The organism is Yinghuangia sp. YIM S09857 (assembly GCF_051388915.1).
GTDB lineage: Bacteria > Actinomycetota > Actinomycetes > Streptomycetales > Streptomycetaceae > Yinghuangia.
The window spans coordinates 58,374-80,266 of record NZ_JBPKBH010000001.1 but is presented as its reverse complement, the minus strand read 5'-3'; the positions used below and the strand labels follow the sequence as shown (position 1 = coordinate 80,266).

At 72.6% G+C, this 21,893-nt stretch carries 20 protein-coding genes; 12 read left to right on the top strand and 8 right to left on the bottom strand.

What is annotated here, in order from left to right; all coding sequences use genetic code 11:
• Nucleotides 1-72: 72 nt before the first annotated feature.
• From ACRX5S_RS00375 to ACRX5S_RS00355, 5 genes are all read right to left on the bottom strand, one after another.
• The gene (locus ACRX5S_RS00375) at nt 73-720 is read right to left on the bottom strand and encodes a hypothetical protein (protein WP_436770622.1); all 648 of its coding nucleotides are present in this window, start codon (nt 718-720) and stop codon (nt 73-75) included.
• 177 nt (nt 721-897) lie between these two features.
• Entirely contained in the window at nt 898-2,679 is a 1,782-nt protein-coding gene (locus tag ACRX5S_RS00370) for a beta-N-acetylhexosaminidase (RefSeq protein ID WP_436770621.1), read from the bottom strand.
• A gap of 76 nt (nt 2,680-2,755) precedes the next feature.
• Nucleotides 2,756-3,607 (bottom strand): carbohydrate ABC transporter permease, encoded by an 852-nt coding sequence (locus tag ACRX5S_RS00365; protein ID WP_436770620.1) that lies wholly within the window; start codon nt 3,605-3,607, stop codon nt 2,756-2,758.
• Nucleotides 3,604-4,575 (bottom strand): carbohydrate ABC transporter permease, encoded by a 972-nt coding sequence (locus ACRX5S_RS00360; RefSeq protein ID WP_436770619.1) that lies wholly within the window; start codon nt 4,573-4,575, stop codon nt 3,604-3,606. The genes ACRX5S_RS00365 and ACRX5S_RS00360 overlap by 4 nt, the downstream gene beginning before the upstream one ends.
• Before the next feature lie 9 nt (nt 4,576-4,584).
• On the bottom strand, nt 4,585-5,883 hold the full coding sequence (locus ACRX5S_RS00355) for an extracellular solute-binding protein (protein WP_436770618.1): 1,299 nt from the start codon (nt 5,881-5,883) through the stop codon (nt 4,585-4,587).
• 294 nt (nt 5,884-6,177) lie between these two features.
• Here ACRX5S_RS00355 and ACRX5S_RS00350 point away from each other — a divergent pair, with 294 nt between their 5' ends.
• The 5 genes from ACRX5S_RS00350 to ACRX5S_RS00330 are packed head-to-tail and all read left to right on the top strand — an operon-like array spanning nt 6,178 to nt 11,224.
• A complete protein-coding gene (locus ACRX5S_RS00350; RefSeq protein ID WP_436770617.1) occupies nt 6,178-7,731 on the top strand; it encodes an N-acyl-D-amino-acid deacylase family protein in 1,554 nt (517 codons plus the stop codon).
• Between the two features lie 11 nt (nt 7,732-7,742).
• Nucleotides 7,743-8,522: an IclR family transcriptional regulator gene (locus ACRX5S_RS00345; protein ID WP_436770616.1), complete on the top strand. Its 780-nt coding sequence runs from the start codon at nt 7,743-7,745 to the stop codon at nt 8,520-8,522.
• Complete coding sequence (locus ACRX5S_RS00340) at nt 8,519-9,781, top strand: alanine racemase (protein WP_436770615.1); 1,263 nt, start codon at nt 8,519-8,521, stop codon at nt 9,779-9,781. The genes ACRX5S_RS00345 and ACRX5S_RS00340 overlap by 4 nt, the downstream gene beginning before the upstream one ends.
• Nucleotides 9,782-9,795: 14 nt before the next feature.
• Nucleotides 9,796-10,797, top strand: coding sequence for a sugar kinase (locus ACRX5S_RS00335; protein WP_436770614.1), 1,002 nt, complete (start codon nt 9,796-9,798; stop codon nt 10,795-10,797).
• Between the two features lie 46 nt (nt 10,798-10,843).
• The gene (locus ACRX5S_RS00330; protein WP_436770613.1) at nt 10,844-11,224 is read left to right on the top strand and encodes a RidA family protein; all 381 of its coding nucleotides are present in this window, start codon (nt 10,844-10,846) and stop codon (nt 11,222-11,224) included.
• Between the two features lie 184 nt (nt 11,225-11,408).
• Here ACRX5S_RS00330 and ACRX5S_RS00325 read toward each other — a convergent pair whose 3' ends face one another.
• Nucleotides 11,409-11,558, bottom strand: coding sequence for a DNA glycosylase AlkZ-like family protein (locus ACRX5S_RS00325; RefSeq protein ID WP_436770612.1), 150 nt, complete (start codon nt 11,556-11,558; stop codon nt 11,409-11,411).
• 296 nt (nt 11,559-11,854) lie between these two features.
• On the opposite strand from ACRX5S_RS00325, the gene ACRX5S_RS00320 reads away from it, so the two are divergent.
• Genes ACRX5S_RS00320 through ACRX5S_RS00310 form a run of 3 tightly spaced genes read left to right on the top strand, consistent with a single transcriptional unit; the run spans nt 11,855 to nt 13,148 of the window.
• Nucleotides 11,855-12,319 (top strand): SRPBCC domain-containing protein, encoded by a 465-nt coding sequence (locus ACRX5S_RS00320; RefSeq protein ID WP_436770611.1) that lies wholly within the window; start codon nt 11,855-11,857, stop codon nt 12,317-12,319.
• 8 nt (nt 12,320-12,327) lie between these two features.
• Complete coding sequence (locus ACRX5S_RS00315; protein ID WP_436771123.1) at nt 12,328-12,654, top strand: ArsR/SmtB family transcription factor; 327 nt, start codon at nt 12,328-12,330, stop codon at nt 12,652-12,654.
• Between the two features lie 56 nt (nt 12,655-12,710).
• Nucleotides 12,711-13,148 (top strand): SRPBCC family protein, encoded by a 438-nt coding sequence (locus tag ACRX5S_RS00310; protein WP_436770610.1) that lies wholly within the window; start codon nt 12,711-12,713, stop codon nt 13,146-13,148.
• Between the two features lie 73 nt (nt 13,149-13,221).
• Here the strand turns inward: ACRX5S_RS00310 and ACRX5S_RS00305 are convergent, their stop codons facing one another.
• The gene (locus ACRX5S_RS00305) at nt 13,222-13,944 is read right to left on the bottom strand and encodes a DUF981 family protein (protein ID WP_436770609.1); all 723 of its coding nucleotides are present in this window, start codon (nt 13,942-13,944) and stop codon (nt 13,222-13,224) included.
• Nucleotides 13,945-14,178: 234 nt separating this feature from the next.
• The gene (locus ACRX5S_RS00300) at nt 14,179-15,666 is read right to left on the bottom strand and encodes an amidase (RefSeq protein ID WP_436770608.1); all 1,488 of its coding nucleotides are present in this window, start codon (nt 15,664-15,666) and stop codon (nt 14,179-14,181) included.
• 239 nt (nt 15,667-15,905) lie between these two features.
• Here ACRX5S_RS00300 and ACRX5S_RS00295 point away from each other — a divergent pair, with 239 nt between their 5' ends.
• The 4 genes from ACRX5S_RS00295 (at nt 15,906) to ACRX5S_RS00280 (ending at nt 21,872) form a co-directional block, all read left to right on the top strand.
• Nucleotides 15,906-17,186, top strand: coding sequence for a cytochrome P450 (locus tag ACRX5S_RS00295; RefSeq protein WP_436770607.1), 1,281 nt, complete (start codon nt 15,906-15,908; stop codon nt 17,184-17,186).
• 195 nt (nt 17,187-17,381) lie between these two features.
• On the top strand, nt 17,382-18,716 hold the full coding sequence (locus tag ACRX5S_RS00290) for a nucleotidyl transferase AbiEii/AbiGii toxin family protein (RefSeq protein WP_436770606.1): 1,335 nt from the start codon (nt 17,382-17,384) through the stop codon (nt 18,714-18,716).
• Between the two features lie 291 nt (nt 18,717-19,007).
• Nucleotides 19,008-20,321, top strand: coding sequence for a hypothetical protein (locus ACRX5S_RS00285; RefSeq protein ID WP_436770605.1), 1,314 nt, complete (start codon nt 19,008-19,010; stop codon nt 20,319-20,321).
• Between the two features lie 309 nt (nt 20,322-20,630).
• Complete coding sequence (locus ACRX5S_RS00280) at nt 20,631-21,872, top strand: CaiB/BaiF CoA transferase family protein (protein ID WP_436770604.1); 1,242 nt, start codon at nt 20,631-20,633, stop codon at nt 21,870-21,872.
• The last annotated feature ends 21 nt before the right edge of the window (nt 21,873-21,893 follow it).

Genomic DNA, 21,893 nt, shown 5'->3' with positions numbered 1-21,893 from the left:
GGTCGGCCTCCCCGAGGCCGACCCCCCGCCGCCGCGCCCGGCGGGTTCCCGAAACACCGCCGTACGCCCTGGTCAGCGGCTGCCTGGACGATTCCGCCCATGCCGTCGCAGAAGTCGGCCGCCCAGCAGGACCGCGCCGAGTGCGATCGCCGCGCCGGCTGCGATCTGTCCCGAGTTCGACGCCATGGACGCCGTGCTGCCCGAGCCGGTGTCGGCTCCTCCGGCCGGCACCAGGTTGCCGAATACGTCCCGCACCATCGGCGGTGCGTGGTCCGCGCCTCCCGTCGTGGCGCCGGTGGAACCTCCCGAGGTGCCTCCCGTGGTGCCGCCCGGCGGGTTGCTGATCACCACGCACGAGACCTTGAAGACCTTCTGCTTGGCCTGCCCCGACTGGCCCTCGAAGTTCCAGGTCAGCTTGTACTGCCCGTTGGGCAGGGACAGCGGCCCGCTGTGGCCGGTGCCGGTGGCGAGCGTGATGTCTCCGGCGAGGTGGGCGCCGCCCTGCTTCGCCGGCTGCGGGTCGATCGCCCACGACACCTTCTGGACCGTGTCGAAGTTGAACGCCGCCAGGTAGAAGCGGCACACCTTGGGTTCGTCGCGTTGGTCGTCGAACTCCGTGGTGGTGGCGTGGATCTTGACGTCGCCGTTGTCGCCGGGCGCGGCCGCCGCGGTCTGGGGGACGGCGAGGACGGCAAGGCCCGCGCACGCTGTTGCGAGCAACGGCGCGAGCGTGCCACGGGCTCGCTGGGTGGAGGGGACGAGGTGCACGGGGGCTCTCCCGGGGGTCCTTCGACTGCCTTCCAGTCGGATAGACCGACTATCAGCCGGACGTCCGCCAGGACCGCGCCATGGCGTCGCGACGCGCGCGAGGACCACCCGTACGGCTCAGCTCCGGTGTCAGGAATCCGCCTTTCGAGGGCGGTTTTCGCGCAGGCGTTCGGTCATCCTCGCCAATTCGGCCTCCCGGTCGGCGCGTTCCCGGGGGAAGCCCGGCGCGTCCGGCCGGGTCTGCCACGGGTGCGGGCCGCCGGGCGGGCGGTACTCGACGCCCAGCGCGTCCAGCCGGGGCAGGTGGTCGCGTTCGAGCCGCGCCATGAACTCGCCGGTGTCGCGCGGTTCTCCGCTCCACAGCGCCTCGGCGAACGCGCACAGGCGTGGGAAGGCCGCGTAGTCGACCGCGCGTACGGAGTCCAGGTGTTCCGACCACAGCGGTGCCTGTCCGCCGAGGACGCGCCGGGCCTCGTCGGCGGTGAGGTCGGCCGGGACGGGGTCGAACGCACGCACGTCCTCGGTCGTCACGAGCGTGCCCACCGGCAACGGCTCGTCCGGGCCCTCGGCTTGGCGGTAGTCGAGGTACACGGACGTGTCGGGGCTCGCGACGACGTCGAAGCCGAGCCGGGCCGCGGCGCGCACCCCGTGGTCGCCGCGCCAGCCTCCGATCAGCGCACCCTCGGGGGCGCCGTCCTCAAGAATTTCGTCCCAGCCGAACACCGTGCGGTCGTGTGCCGCGAGCATGTCGGCGAGTCGCGCGGTGAACCACCGCTGGAGCCCGTCGGTGTCCGGCAGGCCGAGTTCGCGCGCGCGGGCGACCGACGCGGGGTCGGCGCGCCACGGCCCGCGCGGTACCTCGTCCCCGCCGATGCAGATGTGGCGGGACGGGAACACCGCGCAGATCTCGTCGAGGACTTCGCGGCAGAAGGCGAGCGCTTCGTCGGTGGCGCCGAGCACCGCGTCCGAGATCCCCCAGCCGGTACGCACGCCCTCGGGCGCCGGCCCGGCCGCGAGTTCGGGGTACGCCGCGAGCACCGCCTGCGCGTGTCCCGGCAGGTCGACCTCCGGGACCACGGTGATGTGCCGCGCGGCCGCGAACGCCACGATCTCGCGCAGGTCGTCGCGCGTGTAGTAGCCGCCGTGCGGGCGCCCGTCGTGGCGGGGCGCGTGCCGCGTGCCGACCATGCTCTCGGTGCGCCACGCGCCCACGGCGGTGAGCTTCGGACGGCCGGGCACCTCGACGCGCCAGCCCTGGTCGTCGGTCAGGTGCAGGTGCAGGACGTTGAGGTGGTGCACCGCCATCAGGTCGAGGAAGCGCAACACGTCGGCCTTGGGCAGGAAGTGCCGGGCGACGTCCAGGAGTACGCCGCGCCACGCGTACCGCGGCCGGTCCTCCACCCGCAGCGCCGGAATGCGCCACGGGCCGGAGCCGACGGGCGCGCGGCGGAACGCTGCCGGGTCCATGAGTTGCCGCAGGGTCTGGAACGCCCGGAACACGCCTGCACGGTCGCCACCCACGACGTCGATGCCGTCGCTGCGTACGTCCAGCCGATAACCCTCCGGGCCGAGGCCGCCCGTGTCGAGGCCCGCGCCCGGACCCGGACCCGGACCCGGACCTGCCTCCGGACCCGGGTCCGAGTCCGTGTCCGGACCCGGGTCCGAGTCCGGACCCGGATCAAGGCGCACCACGATCCCGGCCGTCCGACCGCTCCCGCCCGAGGCAACCTCCGGAAGCCGGCACCCGGTCGCGGCCCCGAACGCGCCGCGCAGCCAGGCGACCTCCGACGCGCACTCCTCGGGGGCGTCCACCGGCGTGTCCGGGCGCAGCAGGAACTCGCCCGAACTCGCGTGGTCGAGACGGGCGGGCAGGGGGACCGGGGTACGCCGTCCGGCCTGGATCTCAGACACCGTGCATCCTCACTCGCGTGCTTGTACTCGCGTGCCGGCATTTGCGTGCTTGTCCGGGCTGCGTCCCGGCCGGACGTCAGTCCTTGACCGCGCCGCCCAGCCCCGACACCAGGTGCCGCTGCACCAGGATGAAGAAGACCAGCACCGGAAGCGTCATCAGCGTGGACGCGGCCATGATGCCGCCCCAGTCGTTCTCGTCCGGTTTGAAGAACACCAGCAGCGCCGACGGCAGCGTCTGGTTGTCCTCGTTGCCGATGATGAAGGTCTTGGCGAACACGAAGTCGTTCCACGCCGTGATGAACGAGAAGACGCTCGTGGCGGCGAGCCCCGGCGCGACCAGCGGGAACAGGATGCGCCACAGGATGGTGAACCGGCTGGCCCCGTCCAGGCGCGCGGCCTCCTCCAGCGAGTCGGGCACGGCGGCGACGAAGCCGCGCAGCATCCAGATCGCGAACGGCAGCGAGAACGCCAGGTGCACCAGCATGAGCGAGCCGAGCGTGCTCAGCCCCACCTGCGGCGCGACCTCGCCCATGTCGCGGACCAGGAAGAAGAGCGGGATGGTCAGCGCCTCGATCGGCACCATCTGGGCGACCAGGAACATCACCAGGATCGTGGTGCGGAACCGGAAGTTGAAGCGGGTGAGGGCGACCGCGGCCAGGAAGGCGATGCCCGCCGACAGCACCACGACCACGGTCGCGACGAGCAGGCTGTTGAGGAAGTAGCGGCCGAACCCGCTGACGCCGAGCGCGTGCCGGAAGTTCTCCAGCGTCGGCGCCCACGTCCAGGGCCGCGGGTGGGCCGAGTTGATCTCGTCGTCCGGCTTCAGCGCCGACAGCACCATCCAGTAGAGCGGGAAGGCGGCGACCAGGGCCGCGACGATCGCGGTCACGTTGGCGATCCGGCGGCCGACGCGGCGGTCGGTGCTCACAGTTCCTCCCCGTTGCGGCGCAGCGCGCGGATGTAGAACGCGGTGACGACGACCAGGATCAGCGTCATCACGACACCGATGGCCGCGCCGAAGCTGTAGTCGGACGCCGCGAAGGCCTGCTGGTAGGCGTAGACGTTGAGGGTCAGGTTCTGGCCCGCGATGCCGCCGCCGTTGGTCATGACGTAGATCTGGGTGAAGACCTTGAAGTCCCAGATGATCGACTGGATGACCACGATGGTCAGGATGGGCCGCAGCATCGGCAGCATGACGCGGCGGAACGTGGTCCAGGTGCTCGCGCCGTCGAGGCGGGCGGCCTCCAGGACGGAGGTGGGGATGGCCTGGATCCCGGCGTACAGCGTGATCATGACGAACGGGAACGAGTGCCACACGACGACGGCGCCGACCAGCGCGAAGGCGGGCCACTTGTCGTACATCCAGTTGTGCCCGTCGGTGCCGAGCACTTCGTTGACCAGGCCGAGGTTGGTGTCGAAAAGGAACATCCACACCGTGGAGCCGGTCATCGCGGGTGCGGCCCAGGCGCCGAGGGCGGCGAACATCAGGATGAGGCGCGGCCACTTGCCGACGCGTGTGAGCAGTACGGCGAGGCCCGCGCCGACGACGAGTGTGCCGACGACGCAGCCCGCGGCGAACACGATGGTCTGCACGAGGACGTCGCGGAAGAGCGCGTCGCCGAAGAGCCGGGTGTAGTTCTCGAACCCGATGAACCGGGCCGGCACGCCGCCGGACGCCTGCTCCTGGCCGAAGTCCATGAACGACAGCAGCCCGAGTTGGTAGAGCGGGTAGCCGAACAGCGGGACCAGGACGACGGCGGTGGGGAGCAGCAGGACCAGCGGGACGGGGATGCGCCGCTTGCGGCGGCGCGCGGGTGCGGGGTCGGCCGCGCCGCGCGGGCGGACCGGGTCGTCGTCCCGGTCCGCCCGTGCGGGGCTCGTGGTGGGGGCGGGCACGCGGGTCCGCTACTTCCCCGCGAATGCGGCGTTCATGGCCCCCGCCGCCTCGCCGGTGGCGGCGGGCACGTCGGACTTGCCGGTGACGACCTTCTGGAGCATGGTCGGGACGACGCTCTGCGCGTCGATCTTGGCCCACGCGGCGTCCTTGGGCACGAACTTGGTGCCGGCCTCCAGGGTGTCCATGAAGGGCTTGAGGAACGGGTCCCTGGCGACGACGTCGGTGCGAACGCTGGCGAGCGTCGGCAGGTTGCCCATCGCGTCGAACATCGCGAGCTGGTACTTCTTGCCGGCCAGGACCTTCATGAAGTCGACCGCCAGGCTGCGGTGCTGGCTGGACTTCATGACGCCGAGGTCGTTGCCGCCGGCGAAGGCGGGGGCGATGGAGCCGGGGGTCAGGCCGGGCAGCGGGACGACGGCGTACTTGTCCTTGACGCCCGCCTCGACGGCGCTGCGCGAGGAGTTGGGCAGGATCGCCATGGCGGCCTTGCCCGCGGAGAACGCCTCGACGGTCTTGCCGCCCGTCATGTCGGCGCACTGTTCGGCCGGACAGATGTCCTTGCTGAAGAGGTCGGTGTAGGCCTTGACACCGGCCTGCGACTGCGGCGAGTCGATGACGGACTTGTACGCCCCGCCCTGCTGCGCGGCCAGGTCTCCCCCGGAGGCCCACACGAACGGCAGCGCGCCGAAGGTGTACTTGCCGCCCACCGCGATGCCGAACATGTCGGGCTTGGCGGCGCGCGCCTTCTTGGCCGCGTCGACCAGTTCCGCGTAGGTGGTCGGCGCCTTGATGCCCAGCTCGGTGAATACGTCGGTGCGGTAGTAGAGCGAGCGCAGGCCGATCCACCACGGCAGCCCGTACTGGGCGCCGTTGACCATGGTGGTGTCCTTGAGGTCCTGCGGGATGTCCGCGCCCTCGGTCCAGCCGGCGAGGTCGGCGGTGATGTCGGCGAGGCCGCCCGCGGCGACGTACCCGAAGAGGTCGGTGTTGCCGAATTCGACGACGTCGGGGGCGCTGTTGGGGTCGTTGAACGCGCCCTTCATCTTCTCCGCGCGCGGTCCGGCGTCGGTGGGTATGTAGCTGACCTCGACCTTGACCTTGGGACGCGTCGCGGTGAACTCGGCGATGGCCTCGTTGACGACCTTCTCCTTGGGCGCGCGGTTGGCCTCGTCGTACAGCCAGACCTTGACCGTGCCGGTCTGCTCGTCCTTGGTGTCCGTCTTGGACGCGGTGCCGGGCGCGCACGCCGACGCGGCGGCGAGGACGGCACCCGACAGGGCGAGCACGGTCCATCTGCGGATCTTCACGACGTTTCCTCCTGGGGCCGGGTCCGAGGCCGGGTCTGGGGCCGGGCGGTCCGGGGCAGTCCGGTGCCGGGTGCTGCGGGACGTTAGGGAAGGTGCGAAAGCCGCGACAAGACACATCGGCGAAGGTTGTGCAGTGCAAAACTCGATGCTGCGAATGTGGCACTCGCTGCTTTCTTGGCCGTAACGTCCCTGGTCATTGCTCCACGCATGCACAATGGTCTAGACCGATCATGGGTCCTGGCCGATCACGGCTCCGCGTGGACCGGACGCTGTGGACCTCGGACGCTTCGGAGGATGTGCGTGTACGACGTGCTGCTGCGCGGCGGCTGGGTGCTCGACGGCACCGGCGCCCCCGCCTTCCGCGCCGACGTCGCCGTGGACCACGGGCGCGTCGCGGCCGTCGGTGCGCTGCCCGGCGCCACCGCCGCCGCGGAGATCGACGCGACCGGGCGGTACGTCGCCCCCGGCTTCGTGGACGCCCACGTGCACGGCGACGCCGCGGTCCTGGACCCGGCCGTGCAGCTCGCGGCGCTGCGGCAGGGCGTGACGACCTTCGTGCTCGGCCAGGACGGCCTGTCGTACGCCCCGGCGACCGCGGCGGCGCTGGCCTTCGCCACCCGCTACTTCGCGGCGATCAACGGGCCGCACCCCGGGCTCGGGGACGGGCCGGTCACGGTCGCCGAGCTGCTGGCCACGTACACCGGCACGACCGCGCTCAACACGGCGTACCTGGTCCCGCACGGCACCGTGCGGCACAGCGCGCTCGGCCCCACCGACCGGGCCGCGGACGCCGCCGGGCTCGCGCTCATGACGGGCATGGTGGAACAGGCGCTGGACGAGGGGGCGTGCGGCATCTCGACCGGCCTGGAGTACATCCCCGGCCGGTACGCCGACACCGCCGAACTGGCCGCGCTCACCCGCGTCGCCGCCCGCCGCGGCCTCCCGCACGTGTCGCACATGCGCGGCTACGAGGCGGCCGCGGGCGCCGCGATGACCGAACTCCTGGCGGTGGCCCGCGCGTCGGGCGTCGCCACACACGTGTCGCACTACCACGGCCCGGCCGCCGAACTGGTGGCGATGGTCGACGACGCCCGCGCGAGCGGCATCGACCTGACCTTCGACGCCTACCCCTACCTGCGCGGATGCAGCATCCTCGCGATGGTGGCGCTGCCCCGCGACCTGGACGACCCCGACCTGGACCGCACCCGCGACGCGCTCACCGACCCGCGCGTGCGGGCCCGCCTCGCCGCCGGCACCGACCCCGACCTGTGGCCGCGCATCACCCTCGCGCACGTGCCCGCCGAGGACTTCGCGTGGTCCGAGGGCATGCGGCTCACCGACGCCGCCCGCAAGGTGGGCGCGTCCCCGGCCGCGTTCTGCGCCGAGCTCCTGATCGCCACGGACCTCCAGGCGAGCGCGGTGTTCGACCAGCCCCCGACCAACTCCGACGAGTCGGTCCGCGCGCTGCTGCGCCACCCCGCGCACATCGGCGGGTCGGACGGCATCTACGTCGGCGGCAGCCCGCATCCGCGCGGGTGGGGGGCGTTCGCCCGGCTGCTCGCCCGGCACGTCGTCGAGTTGGGCGACTGGACGTGGGAGCAGGCCGTGGTGCACCTCGCCGCCCACCCCGCGCGCCGCTTCGGCCTTGCCGACCGCGGCCTGGTGCGCGCCGGGATGGCCGCCGACCTCGCCGTCATCGACCCGCGGGGCGTCGCCGACCGGGCCGACTACGGCGACGCCCGGAGGCCCGCCGACGGCATCGCCGACGTGCTGGTGGCCGGGGTGCCGGTGCTGGCCGCCGGGGAGCTGACCGGGCGCACCCCCGGCCGACCGCTGCGACCGAGGTAGGGCGGACGACGATGACCACGACGGACCGGAACCAGTCGGCCTCGCTGCGGCGCGCGCTGCTGGTGCTCGAATACGTGCGCGACAACGCCGCGGGCGTGTCCGGGCTGACGCTGACCCACGTCGCCGAGGCCCTGGACCTGTCCAAGAGCACCGTGCTGCGCCTGGCGACCCCGCTGCTGGACGCCCAACTCCTGGCTCGCGACCGGGAGTCCGGGCACTTCCGGCTGGGCCCGGGGGCGCTCGCGCTCGGGCAGGCGTACCTTGCGGGGCTCGACCTGCGGACGGTCGCGTCCGACGAGGCGCACCGGCTGATGCGCGAGTGGGGCGGCACCGTGCACCTGTGCGTGCCGGACGCCCCGCACGTGGTCTACATCGACAAGGTCGAGAACGAGACGCAGGTGCGCATGGCCTCGCGCATCGGCTCCCGCGCGCCCATGTACTGCACGGCGGTCGGAAAGGCGATGCTTGCCTGGCTGCCCGAGGACGTGGTGTCCCTGGTGATCGGCGCCGGGCTGCCGCCGATCACCGCCCGCACGCTGACCGGCCCGGAGGCACTGCGCGGCGAACTCGCCCGCATCCGCAGCCGGGGCTACTCGGTCGACGACCGTGAGAACGAACCGGAGGTACGCTGCGTGGCCGCACCCATCTTCGACCACGACAACGCCGTCACGGGCGCCTTGTCGGTGTCCGGGCTGACCTCGCGCGTCACCGCCGCGCGGGTGCGCGAGCTCGGCCCCGCGGTCGCGGCCGCCGCGCAACGGGTCTCCAAGGTGCTGGGGGCGACCCGATGAACCACGCCGGCCCCGGATCCACCGCGCTTCCCGGACTCATCGAACCGCCCGAGAACTTCGGCCCGTTCGACAAGGGACTCTGGGGCACCGACCCCAGTGCCCTCTCCCCCGATGCCCTGCGCGGCGGCGAACTCGACCTCTTCTCAGGCCCGTTCGCCTACCCCGTGATGGTCGCACGGCAGTCCGTGCTGACCGCGAACATCGCCACGATGTCCGCGTACACGCGGCGCCACGGCGTGCTGTTCGCGCCGCACGGCAAGACCTCCATGGCGCCCAAGCTCTTCGCGGACCAACTGACCGCGGGAGCCTGGGGAATCACGGTCGCCACCGCCAACCAGGCCCTGGCCGCCCGGGCGTTCGGCGTGCCGCGCGTGTTCCTCGCCAACGAGCTCCTCGACCCGAGGGCCCTGCGCTGGGCCGCCGAACAAACGGCTCAGGGATGGGGGTTCGTCTTCTACATCGACTCCCCGGAAGGCGTGGAGGCGGCCGCACGGGCCGCAGCCGAGGTTCCCGGCGGTCGGCTCGACGTGCTCGTCGAGCTGGGACGGCCGGGCGGGCGCACCGGATGCCGCACGGTCGCCCGGGCCGCGGACCTGGCCCGGTCGGCCGCCGCCCGGCCGGGCCTGTCCGTGGTCGGTGCGGCCGGGTACGAGGGCGGGCTGCCGGACGCCGAGGCGGTCTCCGCCTGGCTGCGCGAACTCGCCTCGCTCGCCGACGCCGTGGCCCCCCTGGTCCCCGAGGGGCGGCTGCCGATCGTGTCGGCGGGCGGCAGTGCGTGGTTCGACGCGGTGGTAGACGTCCTCGGGCCGCTGCGCGACCGGCGACAGGTCGTCCTGCGCAGCGGCGCGTACGTCTCCCACGACGACGGCTTCTACAGCCGCGCCACCCCGTTCCGGAGGCACCCCGAGGAAGGCGGGCTCGCCGGTGCCCTGGAGGTGTGGGCGCAGGTGGTGTCCGCCCCGGAGCCGGGACTTGCGGTGCTGGGCGCGGGGCGCCGCGACGTCCCGTTCGACATCGACCTGCCCGTTCCCCTGGAAGTCCGCGGCGCCGACGGCGTGTTGCGCCCGGCGGGCGACGCCGCGGTGGTCAAGCTGGACGACCAGCACGCGTACGTCGAAACCCGCGGCACCGCGCTCGTCCCGGGCGAGGCCGTGCGCCTCGGCATCTCGCACCCGTGCACGGCGTTCGACAAATGGCGGGTGATCCCGGTGGTGGACGACGAGTACCGCGTGGTCGACGTGCTGCGCACCTATTTCTGAGGGGGACACCTGATGTGGACGGGATCCAGATGAACGCGCTCGGCGGCCCGCCCGAGGTCCTGACCCTCGGCGAGACGATGGTGCTGCTCTGCGCGCCGGGCATCGGCCCGCTGCGGCACGCGCGTTCGCTCGACGTGGCGATCGGCGGCGCGGAGTCCAACGTCGCCGTGGGCCTGACCCGGCTCGGCGTGCGGACCGCGTGGGTCGGCCGGGTGGGCGACGACGAGTTCGGGCGCCTCGTGCGCGGCACTCTCGCGGGCGAGGGCGTGGACGTCTCGTACGTCGTCGCCGACCCGGCGGCGCCCACCGGCCTGATGGTCAAGGCCCGGCGCACGAGCGCCGCCACCGAGGTGAACTACTACCGTGCGGGCAGCGCCGGTTCGCGGCTGTCCGCGGAGGACCTGCCGGCCGGGCTGGCGGGCAAAGTGCGGCTGCTGCACCTGACGGGCATCACTCCGGCGCTGTCGGAGTCGGCGTACGACACGGTCGAGGCCGCTCTCGCCGCGGCCGGGGGCGCCGCCGTCCCGGTGTCGCTCGACCTCAACTACCGGCAGGCGCTGTGGTCCCCGGGCGACGCGGCGCCGGTGCTGCGCGGTCTGGTGGAGCGCTGCGACGTACTGTTCGCGACCGAGGCCGAGGCGCGCCTCGTACTCGGCGACCCGCGGGGGGCGGCGTCCTCGCCGCTCGAACTCGGGTACGCGCTGGCCGCGCTCGGCCCGTCCCAGGTCGTCGTCAAGCGCGGCGCACGCGGCGCGGTCGCGGTGGTGGACGGGGTCGCGTACGACGCCCCCGTGCACCGCGTCGACGCCGTGGACCCGGTCGGCGCGGGCGACGCCTTCGCCGCCGGCTACCTGGCCGAACTCCTCGCCGGGGCGGACGTCCCGGCACGCCTGGCGACCGCCGCCGCGGCGGGCGCGTTCGCGGTGACCGTGCACGGCGACTGGGAAGGCCTCCCGCGCCGCGACGAACTCGCCCTGCTGCAACTGCTCGACGCGGACGACGCCGTCGCCCGCTGACCCCCCTCCGACCACCTTCGACACCCAGACCGGAAAGCGAACGCACATGCCCCGCAAGGAACTCCGCAGCTCCGACGCCCCCGCCCCCGGCGGCACGTACTCCCAGGGCATCGACACCGGCGACTTCGTCTTCACCTCGGGCCAGGGCCCGAACGACCCCAAGACGGGGCAGCCGGTCGGCGACGACATCGCCACGCAGACCCGCCGGACACTCGACAACCTCAAGGCCGTACTCGCCGAGGCGGGGCTGGACTTCAGCCACGTGGTGAAGGTGACGACCCATCTGGAGCACCTGAAGCGCGACTTCGCGGGCTACGACGCCGTCTACCGCGAGTACTTCGGCGAACCGTACCCGGTGCGCACGACGGTCGGTTCGGACCTGATGAACATCCTCGTCGAGATCGACGTGGTGGCGCGCCGCCCCTGAAGCCCCGCCCCCTGAAGCCGCGTCCCTGAGGCTGCTTCCCTGGCGCCTCCCTGAAACCGCGCCCCCCGAGGTCACGTCCCCCTGCGGTCGAGTCCTCGGCACCAGGCCCGCGTCCGTGGTGAGTTCGGATGCGGGCCGCGCCGTTCCCGGTGCCGTGGCACTCGCTACACGGCCAACTCCCGTGTCAGCGGCGTCGCATATCGCCGTCCGCGCGCTGCGCCCACGCACCGACAACCTCGCCGTTCCACCACACCGTGGGGCCGTCGTTGCCCGCGCTGTCGTACAACTGATGGCGCGCAGGTCGGGTGCCACGTACCAGTCGCGGTGCCGCCACCCCGTGGTCGCCGGGTCCAGCGCGGGCAGAGCGCGGCCCAGGGCTCGCCCACACCGGCGTCGTCGGTGACCTCCTTCACGCCCACCGACCCGAGGCGGCGAAGCGCACACGCCGCCCCACCGGCACACACCACCGCACGTCGGCCCCACTGGACAGCACACCGTGCGCACCGCTGCCCGCACGTCTCCCCCGATCTCCCCCGCCCCGAAGTGCAACTCAAGGTTGCGTGTCGGCCGATCACGGCCTAGAGTAATACGCAACCAAAGGTTGCACGATCTGAGGAGCGGGGAATCGCCATGGAGTACGGCAGCATCGCCCGGGAGATGCACGTCGAGGCCACGCCCGAAGTGGTCTACGAGGTGATCAGCACGCCCGAACACCTCCGCGAGTGGTGGCCCGACGAGGCCGACATCGAGCCGGTGGTCGGCGCGACCGGGGTCGTCTCCTTCGGCACCGCGCAGACCGCCGTCCCGCACGTGGTTCCGCTCACCGTCGTGGAGGCCGACCCGCCGCGCCGCTTCTCGTTCCGGTGGGTCTACGACGAGGCCGACCCCGCGACGCCCACCAACTCCCTCCTGGTGACCTTCGACCTGGTCCCCGCCGACGGCGGCACGCTGGTCCGCTTCACCGAGGAGGGCTTCCGGGAGAAGGGCTGGGAGGCCGCCGTCCTGGAGGAGCAGTACCGCGACCACGTCGCCGGGTGGGACCACTTCCTGCCCCGCCTCGTCGCGTATGCGGCCAAGCAGGTGTCCGCACCGTGAGCGCCGCCATGGACGACGAACTCTGGTCCGCCGTGGGCGATCCCATCCGGCGTCGGATGCTCGACCTCCTGCTGGCCGGGGGCGGCGGCACGGCGACCACGCTCAGCGATCAACTGCCGGTCACCCGGCAGGCGGTGGCCAAACACCTGGGTGTGCTCGGCCGCGTCGGCCTGGTCCACGGCACCCCCTCCGGACGCGAGCGCCGGTACGAGGTGGACGAAGCCCAACTCGCCCGCGCCGTCGCCCAGTTGTCCTCGGTGGGCGCCGCCTGGGATGCCCGGCTCCGGCGTATCAAGCGCATCGCCGAGGCCATCCAGCGCGAACGGGACGCCTGATCCGCACGCCCGGCGCGCCGCCGACCGAACGCCCGTCCCACGAGAGAGGCACCACCATGGACATCCTGCACCGCATCGGCGTCACCGCGTCCCCCGACGCCGTCTACGACGCCCTGACCACCATCGACGGCCTCGCCGGCTGGTGGACCGAGGAGACCGACGGCAGCACGGAGATCGGCGGTGTCGTGCGCTTCCGCTTCATACCCGGCGGCTTCGACATGAAGGTCGTCGAGTCCGAGCGCGCCGACCACGTGCTCTGGGAGGTCGTGGACGGCCCGGAGGAGTGGGTCGGCACGCACGTCCGCTTCGACATCAAGCGGGAGGACGACTTCACCATCGTGCTGTTCCGGCACGAAGGCTGGAGGGAGCAGGTGGAGTTCATGAACCATTGCTCCACCAAGTGGGCCATCTACCTGATGAGCCTCAAGCGCCTGGTCGAGACCGGCAAGGGCGAACCCGCCCCGAACGACGTCATGATCAGCAACTGGCACTGAATCCCGGCAGCGCGCGTCCGCCGCCGCTTCTCGGCAGGGCCCGCCCGACGACTCCCGGGCGGGCCCTGCCGGTTCACATCGTGTTGACGATCAACCCGATGTGCGTGAAGTAGTTCAGCCCGCCGAACGCGAGGAAGGCGAGCCCGGCGAGCGTCCAGCACACGCCGACCGCGGCGAGGGACCACCCGGCGCGGCGCCGGAGCGCGAGCGGGAAGAGCAGGGCGCCGACTCCGAGAAGGACGTACAGGCTCGACATGAAGGACGCCTCGACCCACGGGTGGTCGGCGAACTCGCCGGAAATCGGCTCCTCTTCGGGCGCCGCGAACAGGGTGTACTTCCACCCGGCGGCGGCGATCCCGAGGCAGGCCAGCCCGGCGCCGAACACGAACACCGAGATCGGGGCGGCCAGTCGGCTCACCGCCAGCAGCCGGTCCTCGCCCGTACCCGCCTCGGCCAGCGCCGCGCCGCGCTTCCACAGCAGCATCGCGGCGGCGCTCAGCAGCACGCCGAAGATCAGGCACGGCTCCCCGAAGATGATGTTGTCGAACGGGAATCCCTGGCCGGCCAGCGGCCACGTCAGCGTCATGTGCGTGCCGGTCACGAGGAGGACGAACCCGAGCGCGCCGTACGCCAGCGCCCACGCCTCCGGCACCACGGGCTTGCCTTTGACCAGATACCAGCCCAGCGCCACCACGAGCAGCAGCCCGGCACCGCCCGCCAATGCCATCACCGTGTTGTAGGTGGGCATTTGCGTCCAGTCGATCTTCAGACCCGCGGCCGTGGTCATGGTGTTCATATTCCGGACGTTAATATCGGCACATTTGCCGTATTAAGTAATAGGCAGTGTGTCTCGGAAATTATCCGAACAATTCACCCGAAGAGCCGCATAGCACGACCGCAGACTGCCCCGGCGTGCCGCGGGATCCGCGCACGGGCACGAGGGGCGGCCGGTACGCGGATCCCGAGGCAGCGATTCCAGGCAGCGATCCCCAGGCAGCCTTCCGAGGTACGTGATCCGGGACGACTTCCGTCAGGCGATCGGCAGCAAGTCTCCGTCGAGGAGCTGGCCCGCAAGCCGGAGGATCGTGGACTCGTCGCCGTACGGGGTCACCAGTTGCACGGCCAGCGGGAGCCCGTCCGCGGTGCGGCCGAAGGGGATGGACGCGGCAGGCTGGCCGGTGACGTTGAACAGGCCCGTGAAGGCCGCCATGCCGCGCATGCCCTGGAGGGCCGCCGCCGGCTCCCGATTCGGGTCCAACTCGCCGATGAGCGGCGGCGGAACGGCCATCGACGGGGTGAGCAGCGCGTCGAAGCCCGACATGAACCCGGCGATGAGGCGGCCCGTCGCGTACATCGTCTCGACGGCGTCGACGTAGCGCGCGATGTCGATGTTGCGGCCGTGGCCGACGACGATGGCCGTCGCCCCGTCGAGGTCGTCCTCGCGCTGCTCGCGGCCGAGTTCGGCGAGCCGCTGGTCGACCGCGCGGGCCGTGTGCACCGCGGAGATCACCGAGACGACCTCGCCGGGCCGGACCAGCGTCGAGGGCCAGGCGAGCGGTTCGATCTCGTGGCCGAACGAGGCGAGCCGGGCGGCGGCGTCGCGCGCCGCGTCGCGGCAGGCAGGGTCGACGGCCACGGCGGGGTCCGGGGCCTCCACGAGCAGCCCGATGCGCAGGCGGCCCGGGTCGGCGCCGACCTCGTCGCGGTACGGCCGGGCGGGGCCGGGCGCGCCGTACGGCTCCCCCGGCGCGGGCGCCCCGAGGACGTCCAGCAGCGCCGCGCTGTCGCGCAGGCTGCGGGTCACGACGTGGGCGACCGAAAGCCCCGCCCAGTTCTCGCCCTTCGGTCCGAGGCTGACGCGCCCGCGGCTGGGCTTGAGGCCGAACAGCCCGCAGCAGGACGCCGGGATGCGGATCGAACCGCCGCCGTCGGTGGCGTGCGCGAACGGCACGATCCCGGCGGCGACCGCCGCCGCCGACCCGCCGCTGGAGCCGCCCGCGCTGCGCTCGGTGTTCCACGGGTTCCGCACGGGGCCGCTCAGCGCGGGCTCGGTGCTGGTGCCGAAGCCGAACTCGGGGGTCCCGGTCTTGCCGAGGATCCCGGCGCCGACACCGCGCAGGCGGCTGACGAGAATGCTCTCCTCGACGCAGGGCCCCGCGTCCGCGAACAGGCGCGAGCCGTTGCGGGTGGGCAGCCCGGCGACGTCGCAGCCGAGGTCCTTGATGAGCGTGGGCACGCCCGCGAACGGCCCCGGCACGGCGGCGCGCGCCGCGGCCCTCGCCTGCTCCTCCGCGACCTCGACGAGCGCGTTGGTCTCGGCACCGCGCTCGGCCAGCACGGCGAGGGCGGCGTCCAAGACCTCCTCGCGCGCCACCTCGCCCTTCGTCACCAGTGCGGCCAGGCCGGTGCCGTCCAGTGCGGTGTACTCGTCCGCGCGCATCGTCTCTCCCCGGATCATCGTCGTCACGTCGTCGTCACGTCGTCGGTGCTGCTTCGGCGGTGCCATCGGTACTGCCATCGGTACTGCTTCAGCGCTGTGCAGGTACTGCCTCGGTCCGCCCCCGCCGGTACGGCGCACCGTACGCGAAACGGCCCGGAAAGTGGATGGCACCCACACCTCCCCGGCACCGCCCGAGCACCGCCCCACCCGCACCGACGCGCCAAATCCTTGTCTTGAGCAAATAAATCGCCGTAGCATCGCAGCTCTGGTCCGCCAACCCGGCACCGCCACCCCGGGCCGGTACGAGGAGACGCGCCATGCCCTCGCCGAACACCGCCTCGCGCCCCGTCGTCCCGCCGGGCATCGACCTGCTCGACCTGGACCGCTTCCGGGACGGCGAGCACCACGAGATGTTCCGCAGGCTGCGCGCCGAGGCGCCGGTCGCATGGCACCCGCATCCGACCGACGCGGGCTTCTGGAACCTGACCCGGCACGCGGACGTGGTGGCCGCGAGCCGGGACAGCCAGACGTTCTCCTCCGAGGCCGAGGGCGTCAACGGGTTCGTGACCGCGGACGAGCTCCGTGCCGCGGGCGGTGGCAGCAACAACGACCTGCGCGGCCTGATGATGCTCTACACCGACCCGCCCAAGCACACCCGTTACCGCAAGCTGGTCAACACCGGGTTCACGCCGCGCATGATCCGGTTGCTGGAGCAGCACCTGCGGCACCGCGCGCACCTGATCGTGGACAACATCATCGAGCGCGGCGCGTGCGACTTCGTCGAGGACCTGGCGGCCGAGCTGCCGTTGCAGGCGATCGCCGAGATCATGGGCGTCCCGCAGGAGGACCGGCGCCTGCTGTTCGACTGGACCAACCGCATGATCGGCATCGACGACCCGGAGTTCGTCGACGAGGACGGCAGCGGCAGCGCCGCGGCGGCCGAACTGTACGGATACGCACACCAGTTGGCCGACCGGCGCCGCGAGGACCCGCGCGACGACATCGTCACCAAGCTCATCACCGCCGAGTTGGACGGGGACCGGCTCAGCGAGACCGAGTTCGACTTCTTCATGCTGCTGCTGGCCGTCGCCGGGAACGAGACGACGCGCAACACCACGTCGTGGGCGATGCTGGCGCTGCTCCAGCACCCCGAGACGTTCGCCGCGCTCAAGGCGGACCCGACCGGGCTGATGGACGGGGCGGTCGAGGAGTTCCTGCGCTGGGCCAGCCCGGTCTACTACTTCCGGCGCCACGTGACGCGCGACGTCGAGATCGGCGGACAGGAACTGTCCGCGGGCGACAAGGTCGTGCTCTGGTACATCTCCGCCAACCGCGACGAGTCGGTCTTCGCGGACCCGTTCACCTTCGACATCACGCGCTCCCCCAACCCGCAGGTCGCGTTCGGCGGCGGCGGCGCGCACTTCTGCCTGGGCGCCAATCTGGCCCGCATGGAACTGAAGCTGATCTTCGAGGAGATCGTCGAACGCCTCCCCGACCTGACACTCGCCGGTCCTCCGGAGATCCTCCGGTCCAGCTTCATCGGCGGTATCAAGCACCTGCCGGTCACCTTCACGCCGGGGAAGCGCCGCCACTCCTGACGTCGGACCCCCGACGCCGGGCCCTCCGACCTCGGGACCCCTGGCCTCGGGACCCTCGACGCCGGGACCCCTGACGCCGGACTCCCGTCCGTCCGCGAGCAGTTGTCGGTCGCGCATGGCACCCTCGGCGCGTGCCGGCGGCGACCGACGACTCGCCCGCGGCCGGATCCGGACCGACGAGAAGGGCAACCCCACATGACCGGCGCCCGGGAACCGCTGACCTGGAACACCGTCGAATGGGGGCCGTGGCCCACGTCGGCCGTCCTCCCCCAGGATCCGCCGACCGACGCGGAACGCGAGGAGCAGGGCCTGCCCCGGACGCTGGACGTGGTCCGCGGCGAAGGCGTCCTTCAGCGCCCGGTGTTCGACCCCGCGCTCAGCCCGCACTTCAGCAAGGCCATGCGCGCCGGGGAACCCCAGTTCGCCGCCTCGGACACCGCGGCCCGCTGGCACCGGGCCCGCCATCACGCGCTGGACAACGTGGTCGCCGCCATCGCCGGGTCGCGCTGGGCGGCAAGCCTGGTGCTCCGGGGCAGCATGCTGCTCAAGGCGTGGTACGACGACGCCGCGCGCGAACCGGGCGACCTCGACTTCGTCGTCGTCCCCGCGACCTGGGACATGGGCGAGCCGCGCACGGTGCGCATGCTGGACGAGATCGCGGAGGCGGCGGCCGCGGCCTCGCGCGCGGACGGGACCGTGGCCATCGACGCGGCGAAGGCGCGACGCGACGAGATCTGGACGTACAGCCGCGTCCCCGGGACCCGGCTCGTGCTGCCGTGGCATGCCGAGGGGCTGCCCTCCGGGACCGTGCAGCTCGACTTCGTGTTCGGCGAACGCCTGCCCGCCGAGCCGGAGTTCACCACCGTCCCGGCTCGGGGAAGGGCTGCCGCGAGCCCGATGCTCGCCGCCACGCCCGCGCTGTCACTGGCGTGGAAACTGCTGTGGCTGCTGACCGACCGGTACCCGCAGGGCAAGGACCTGTACGACGCGGTCCTCCTCGCCTCGGCCACCACGCTGCCGGTGGATCTGCTCACGCGTACCCTCGTCGCCTCCGATCCGGAGTGGGCCGGCAGCCGCTTCCGGCCCGAACTGCTCGACGACATCGCCGTCGACGAGGACGAACTGCGCAAGGACCACCCCGAGATCGACGAGTCCGGCGACGCACTGCTGGAACGCCTTAAGGCGGCGCTGGCCCCGACGTTCGCCGAGAGCGCCGCACTGCCGCCCGCCGACGGATACACCTGGCGGGCCGCACGCCTGACCGCGCACATCGCCGAGGCCCGCGAACTCCTGCGCACCGACGGCCTGGACGCGGTGCTGACGTCGCTGACAGCCGAGTCCACGGCCATGGCCGAAGCCATCGTCATCCTCCGCGAGACCTTGGGCCCCGACCGCTGCGAGGTGGCGGACGCCGCAGCAACCCTGGTCGAGTTCCGCCTGCGTCCGTACCACCCGGTGCCGTACTACGGGTACCCGAGCATCGAAGACCTGACGCAACGGGCGGTCACGGCGCTCCGCGCCACGGTCTGACCGGGCGACCGGACCGCCGGGACCCACCGGCCGGCCCGTCGCACCGTCCGCTCCGCCGTGTGCGAGCTGAGGCCGTGCGGGCCGCGCAGTCCGCGCATGAACCACCGGACGGACCGCGTGTGCGGGCCGCGTGAGACCCGCGGCGCACGCGTCTCCGGCCCGAGCACCCTCTCCCGGCCCGCACCCTCGCCCCCCGGCCGGCCCACAGGCCACAGCCCGCGCTCGTCCGCCCCGCACCCCGTCCCTCCACACATCCACACCACGATCAGCGTTCCCCCGAGGAGTCACCGAGTGAGCAGTTCCGCCCCCGATCCCGTCGGTCTGATCATCGGGCTGGCCGATCCCGACACCGCGCGGGGCGTTGCCGCGCGCCTGGCCGCGCGGGCGGAAGGCGACGAGCCGGACAAGTGCCCCAATTGCGGTTCCCCCAACTGCGGCGGGAGGCGTCGGAGCGGCAGGGGGCACAGAACCCGTCCGGCCGCCGAGATCGTCGCCGAGGCCTGGGCCGGGCTGTCCGCGTCCGAGGAGTCGGAACCGGCACGACCGCGGGTGCTGCGCCGCGTCGGGCCGCCCCTCCCCGGCCCCCGCACAGGCCCGACCACGCCCGAGGAGCTCGCGCTGCGCCCCGACCTGGGCCCTGACGAGTTGGCCTCGCTGCTCGCGCTCGACGACCCCGAGGTCGACGCCCGCCTCTTCGTCGGCCCGGTCCTCCACGAGGACGAGCGCCGCCGCATGCTCGACGGCCTCCGCTTCGACGGCGGCATCGGCACGGTCGGGGCACCGCTCCTCGACCTCCTCTGGTCCGCGGACCGCGCGCGGCTGCGCCGGTGGCTGCCATCGGCCGTCCGATCCGGCGACCCCGGCGTCGCGGCGGCGGTCGTCGGAAGGGTCGTGCTGGAGACCGAGTCGGGGCGGCTGCGGCCGATCGTCGCGGTGTGGGGCCGGCACGGCCGCGAGGCCGCCCGTACGGTGCTGGAGTCCGCGTCCTACCCGCCCGAGCACGTGACAGCGATCGAACGGGCGCTGGACGCTCCGGACGGCCTGAACACCTTGCGGGCCCGCTTGGCGGAGTTGGCCCAGCCGCGAACCATGATCGCGTCCCTGCGCACGCTCCCCCGGGACCGCCAGACCCGGCTCGTGGCGCAGATCGCGGCCGAGGGCGGCGTGTTCCCGTCGGCGGAGGTCGTCCGCGCGCACGAGGACGACCCGTTGCCCGAAGCGCTGCACAGTGCGCTGGCCGAGCTTCCCGGCAGTTCGCGGGAGCTGGTGGTCTCCCGCCTGCACGTGGGGCTGCCCGAGGACGGGGGCTCCGCAAGGTGGCTGGACGCGGCCCTCGAACAGGGCGTCCTCTCCCCCGACGACCTCCTGCGCCACGCCCGCCCGGCCGCCCGCGTGCTGGTGCTCCTGGCCGACCCGGCGGCTCGCGACCGGCGCGAGCGCTGGGCGTCCTCCGCCCCGCGGGTGGACACCGGCGCGTTCTTCCGCGCGGTGCTCGGCACGCACGTGGACACCTGGGTCGTCGCCGCCCTTCTGGCCGGCGACTTCCCGGGGAGCGTCACCGAGCTGCTGGAGACGGCGGTCGCGACCCACGCGGCGCGGGCGTAGCGCGGGTCCGCCGCGGTGGCCTCGTCCCACACACTGCATGCCACCCGTCCCAAGCCCCCGTCCCAAGCCCCGTCCCCTGACACCGGACGCGGCACACTGGTCGCGTCACACCGGATGTGTCACCCCGGACGCGTCGGTCGCACCGACCGCGTCAGCCGCGCGTGCGCTCCGTCACGCCCCTGCCCTCTGCTTATCTGACTCTCCGTCAGCTATGGTGGCAAGGCAGGGTGGAAACCCCTGGCCGATGGCGGAAGCCCAGGTCAGGCGGGTCATCCGGCCGGAACGGGCACCACCATGGACGGAGACACAATGAGCATGGGAGAGGTCGGCGACGAGGGCCTTGAGCGGTTCGGGAAGCCCCTGGACGGGGTCCGGGTCCTGGCCATCGAGCAGATGCAGGCCCTGCCGTACGCCACCCAGATGCTCGCCAGGTTCGGCGCCGAGGTGATCAAGATCGAGTCGCCCGGCGTCGGCGACTCGGGGCGCACCTCGCTGCCGTCGATGAACGACCCCGAGGGCCGCAAGGTCGGGGTCACGTTTCTGCGCAACAACATGGGCAAACGCAGCATCACCGTGGACCTGAAGAACCCCGAGGGCCTGGAGATCGTGCGCAAGCTGGCGGCCAAGGCCGACATCGTGTGCGAGAACTTCAAGCCGGGCGTCGCGGCCCGCCTGGGCCTCGGCTACGAGGACATCGCGGCGATCAACCCGCGCGCCGTCTACCTGTCGGTGTCCGGCTTCGGCAACACCGACAGCCCCTACACGAGCTGGCCGGCGTACGCCCCGATCGCCGAGGGCATGGCCGGGCTGTACGAGTTCAAGCGCGCTCCCGGCATCGCACCGATCGTCTCGCCGCTGGGCGCGCTCGGCGACACCGGCTCGGCGCTGTTCGCGGTCATCGGGGTGCTCGCCGCGCTGCGGCACCGCGACGCGACCGGGCAGGGTCAGTACGTCGACATCGCGATGTTCGACGCGATGGTCGCCCTCAACGACGCGGGGATCAGCTACTGGTCGATGGGCCTGAAGGACCCCGGCCTGGCCCCGCTGATCAACCACTCCTTCAAGGCCTTCGACGGCTACCTGATCATCCAGTGCGCGCGCCCGCACATGTTCAAGGCGCTCGCGGAACTGGTCGGCCACCCGGAGTGGGTGGACGACCCGCGCCTGGCCGGTCCGCAGGACTGGTTCAACCACCTTGAGGACGTCATCCGCCCCGGCGTCGAGGGGTGGGCCGCGGACAAGAGCCGCATCCAGGCCTGTGCCGCGCTCAGCGGGGTCGGCGTGGCGTCCGGCCCGATCTACAACCCGGGCGACGTCATCGAGGACGAGCATGTCCGCAGGCGCAACATGCTCGTGCCGATGGAGCGGACGGACGGCGTCCCCGAGCCGGTGCTGTCCCCGGGCAACCCGGTCAAGCTGTCCAAGGTGGCCGAGCCCCCGGCGAGCCGCGTGCCGTGGCTCGGCGAGCACACCGAGGAGATCCTGCGCGAGGAGCTCGGGCTGTCCGCGGAGGAGATCGCCCGGCTCACCGAGTCGGGCGCGACCGGCTGAGCCGCCCGTGGGCCGGGCCCG

Excerpts from the sequence above, each read along its gene's own strand:
- ACRX5S_RS00315 (WP_436771123.1), top strand. The coding sequence starts at position 12,328 with ATGGACGACGAACTCTGGTCCGCCGTGGGCGATCCCATCCGGCGTCGG.
- ACRX5S_RS00330 (WP_436770613.1), top strand. The coding sequence starts at position 10,844 with ATGCCCCGCAAGGAACTCCGCAGCTCCGACGCCCCCGCCCCCGGCGGC.
- ACRX5S_RS00345 (WP_436770616.1), top strand. The coding sequence starts at position 7,743 with ATGACCACGACGGACCGGAACCAGTCGGCCTCGCTGCGGCGCGCGCTG.
- ACRX5S_RS00290 (WP_436770606.1), top strand. The coding sequence starts at position 17,382 with ATGACCGGCGCCCGGGAACCGCTGACCTGGAACACCGTCGAATGGGGG.
- ACRX5S_RS00310 (WP_436770610.1), top strand. The coding sequence starts at position 12,711 with ATGGACATCCTGCACCGCATCGGCGTCACCGCGTCCCCCGACGCCGTC.
- ACRX5S_RS00305 (WP_436770609.1), bottom strand. The coding sequence starts at position 13,944 with ATGAACACCATGACCACGGCCGCGGGTCTGAAGATCGACTGGACGCAA.
- ACRX5S_RS00280 (WP_436770604.1), top strand. The coding sequence starts at position 20,631 with ATGAGCATGGGAGAGGTCGGCGACGAGGGCCTTGAGCGGTTCGGGAAG.
- ACRX5S_RS00300 (WP_436770608.1), bottom strand. The coding sequence starts at position 15,666 with ATGGCAGTACCGATGGCACCGCCGAAGCAGCACCGACGACGTGACGAC.
- ACRX5S_RS00295 (WP_436770607.1), top strand. The coding sequence starts at position 15,906 with ATGCCCTCGCCGAACACCGCCTCGCGCCCCGTCGTCCCGCCGGGCATC.
- ACRX5S_RS00320 (WP_436770611.1), top strand. The coding sequence starts at position 11,855 with ATGGAGTACGGCAGCATCGCCCGGGAGATGCACGTCGAGGCCACGCCC.
- ACRX5S_RS00340 (WP_436770615.1), top strand. The coding sequence starts at position 8,519 with ATGAACCACGCCGGCCCCGGATCCACCGCGCTTCCCGGACTCATCGAA.
- ACRX5S_RS00350 (WP_436770617.1), top strand. The coding sequence starts at position 6,178 with ATGTGCGTGTACGACGTGCTGCTGCGCGGCGGCTGGGTGCTCGACGGC.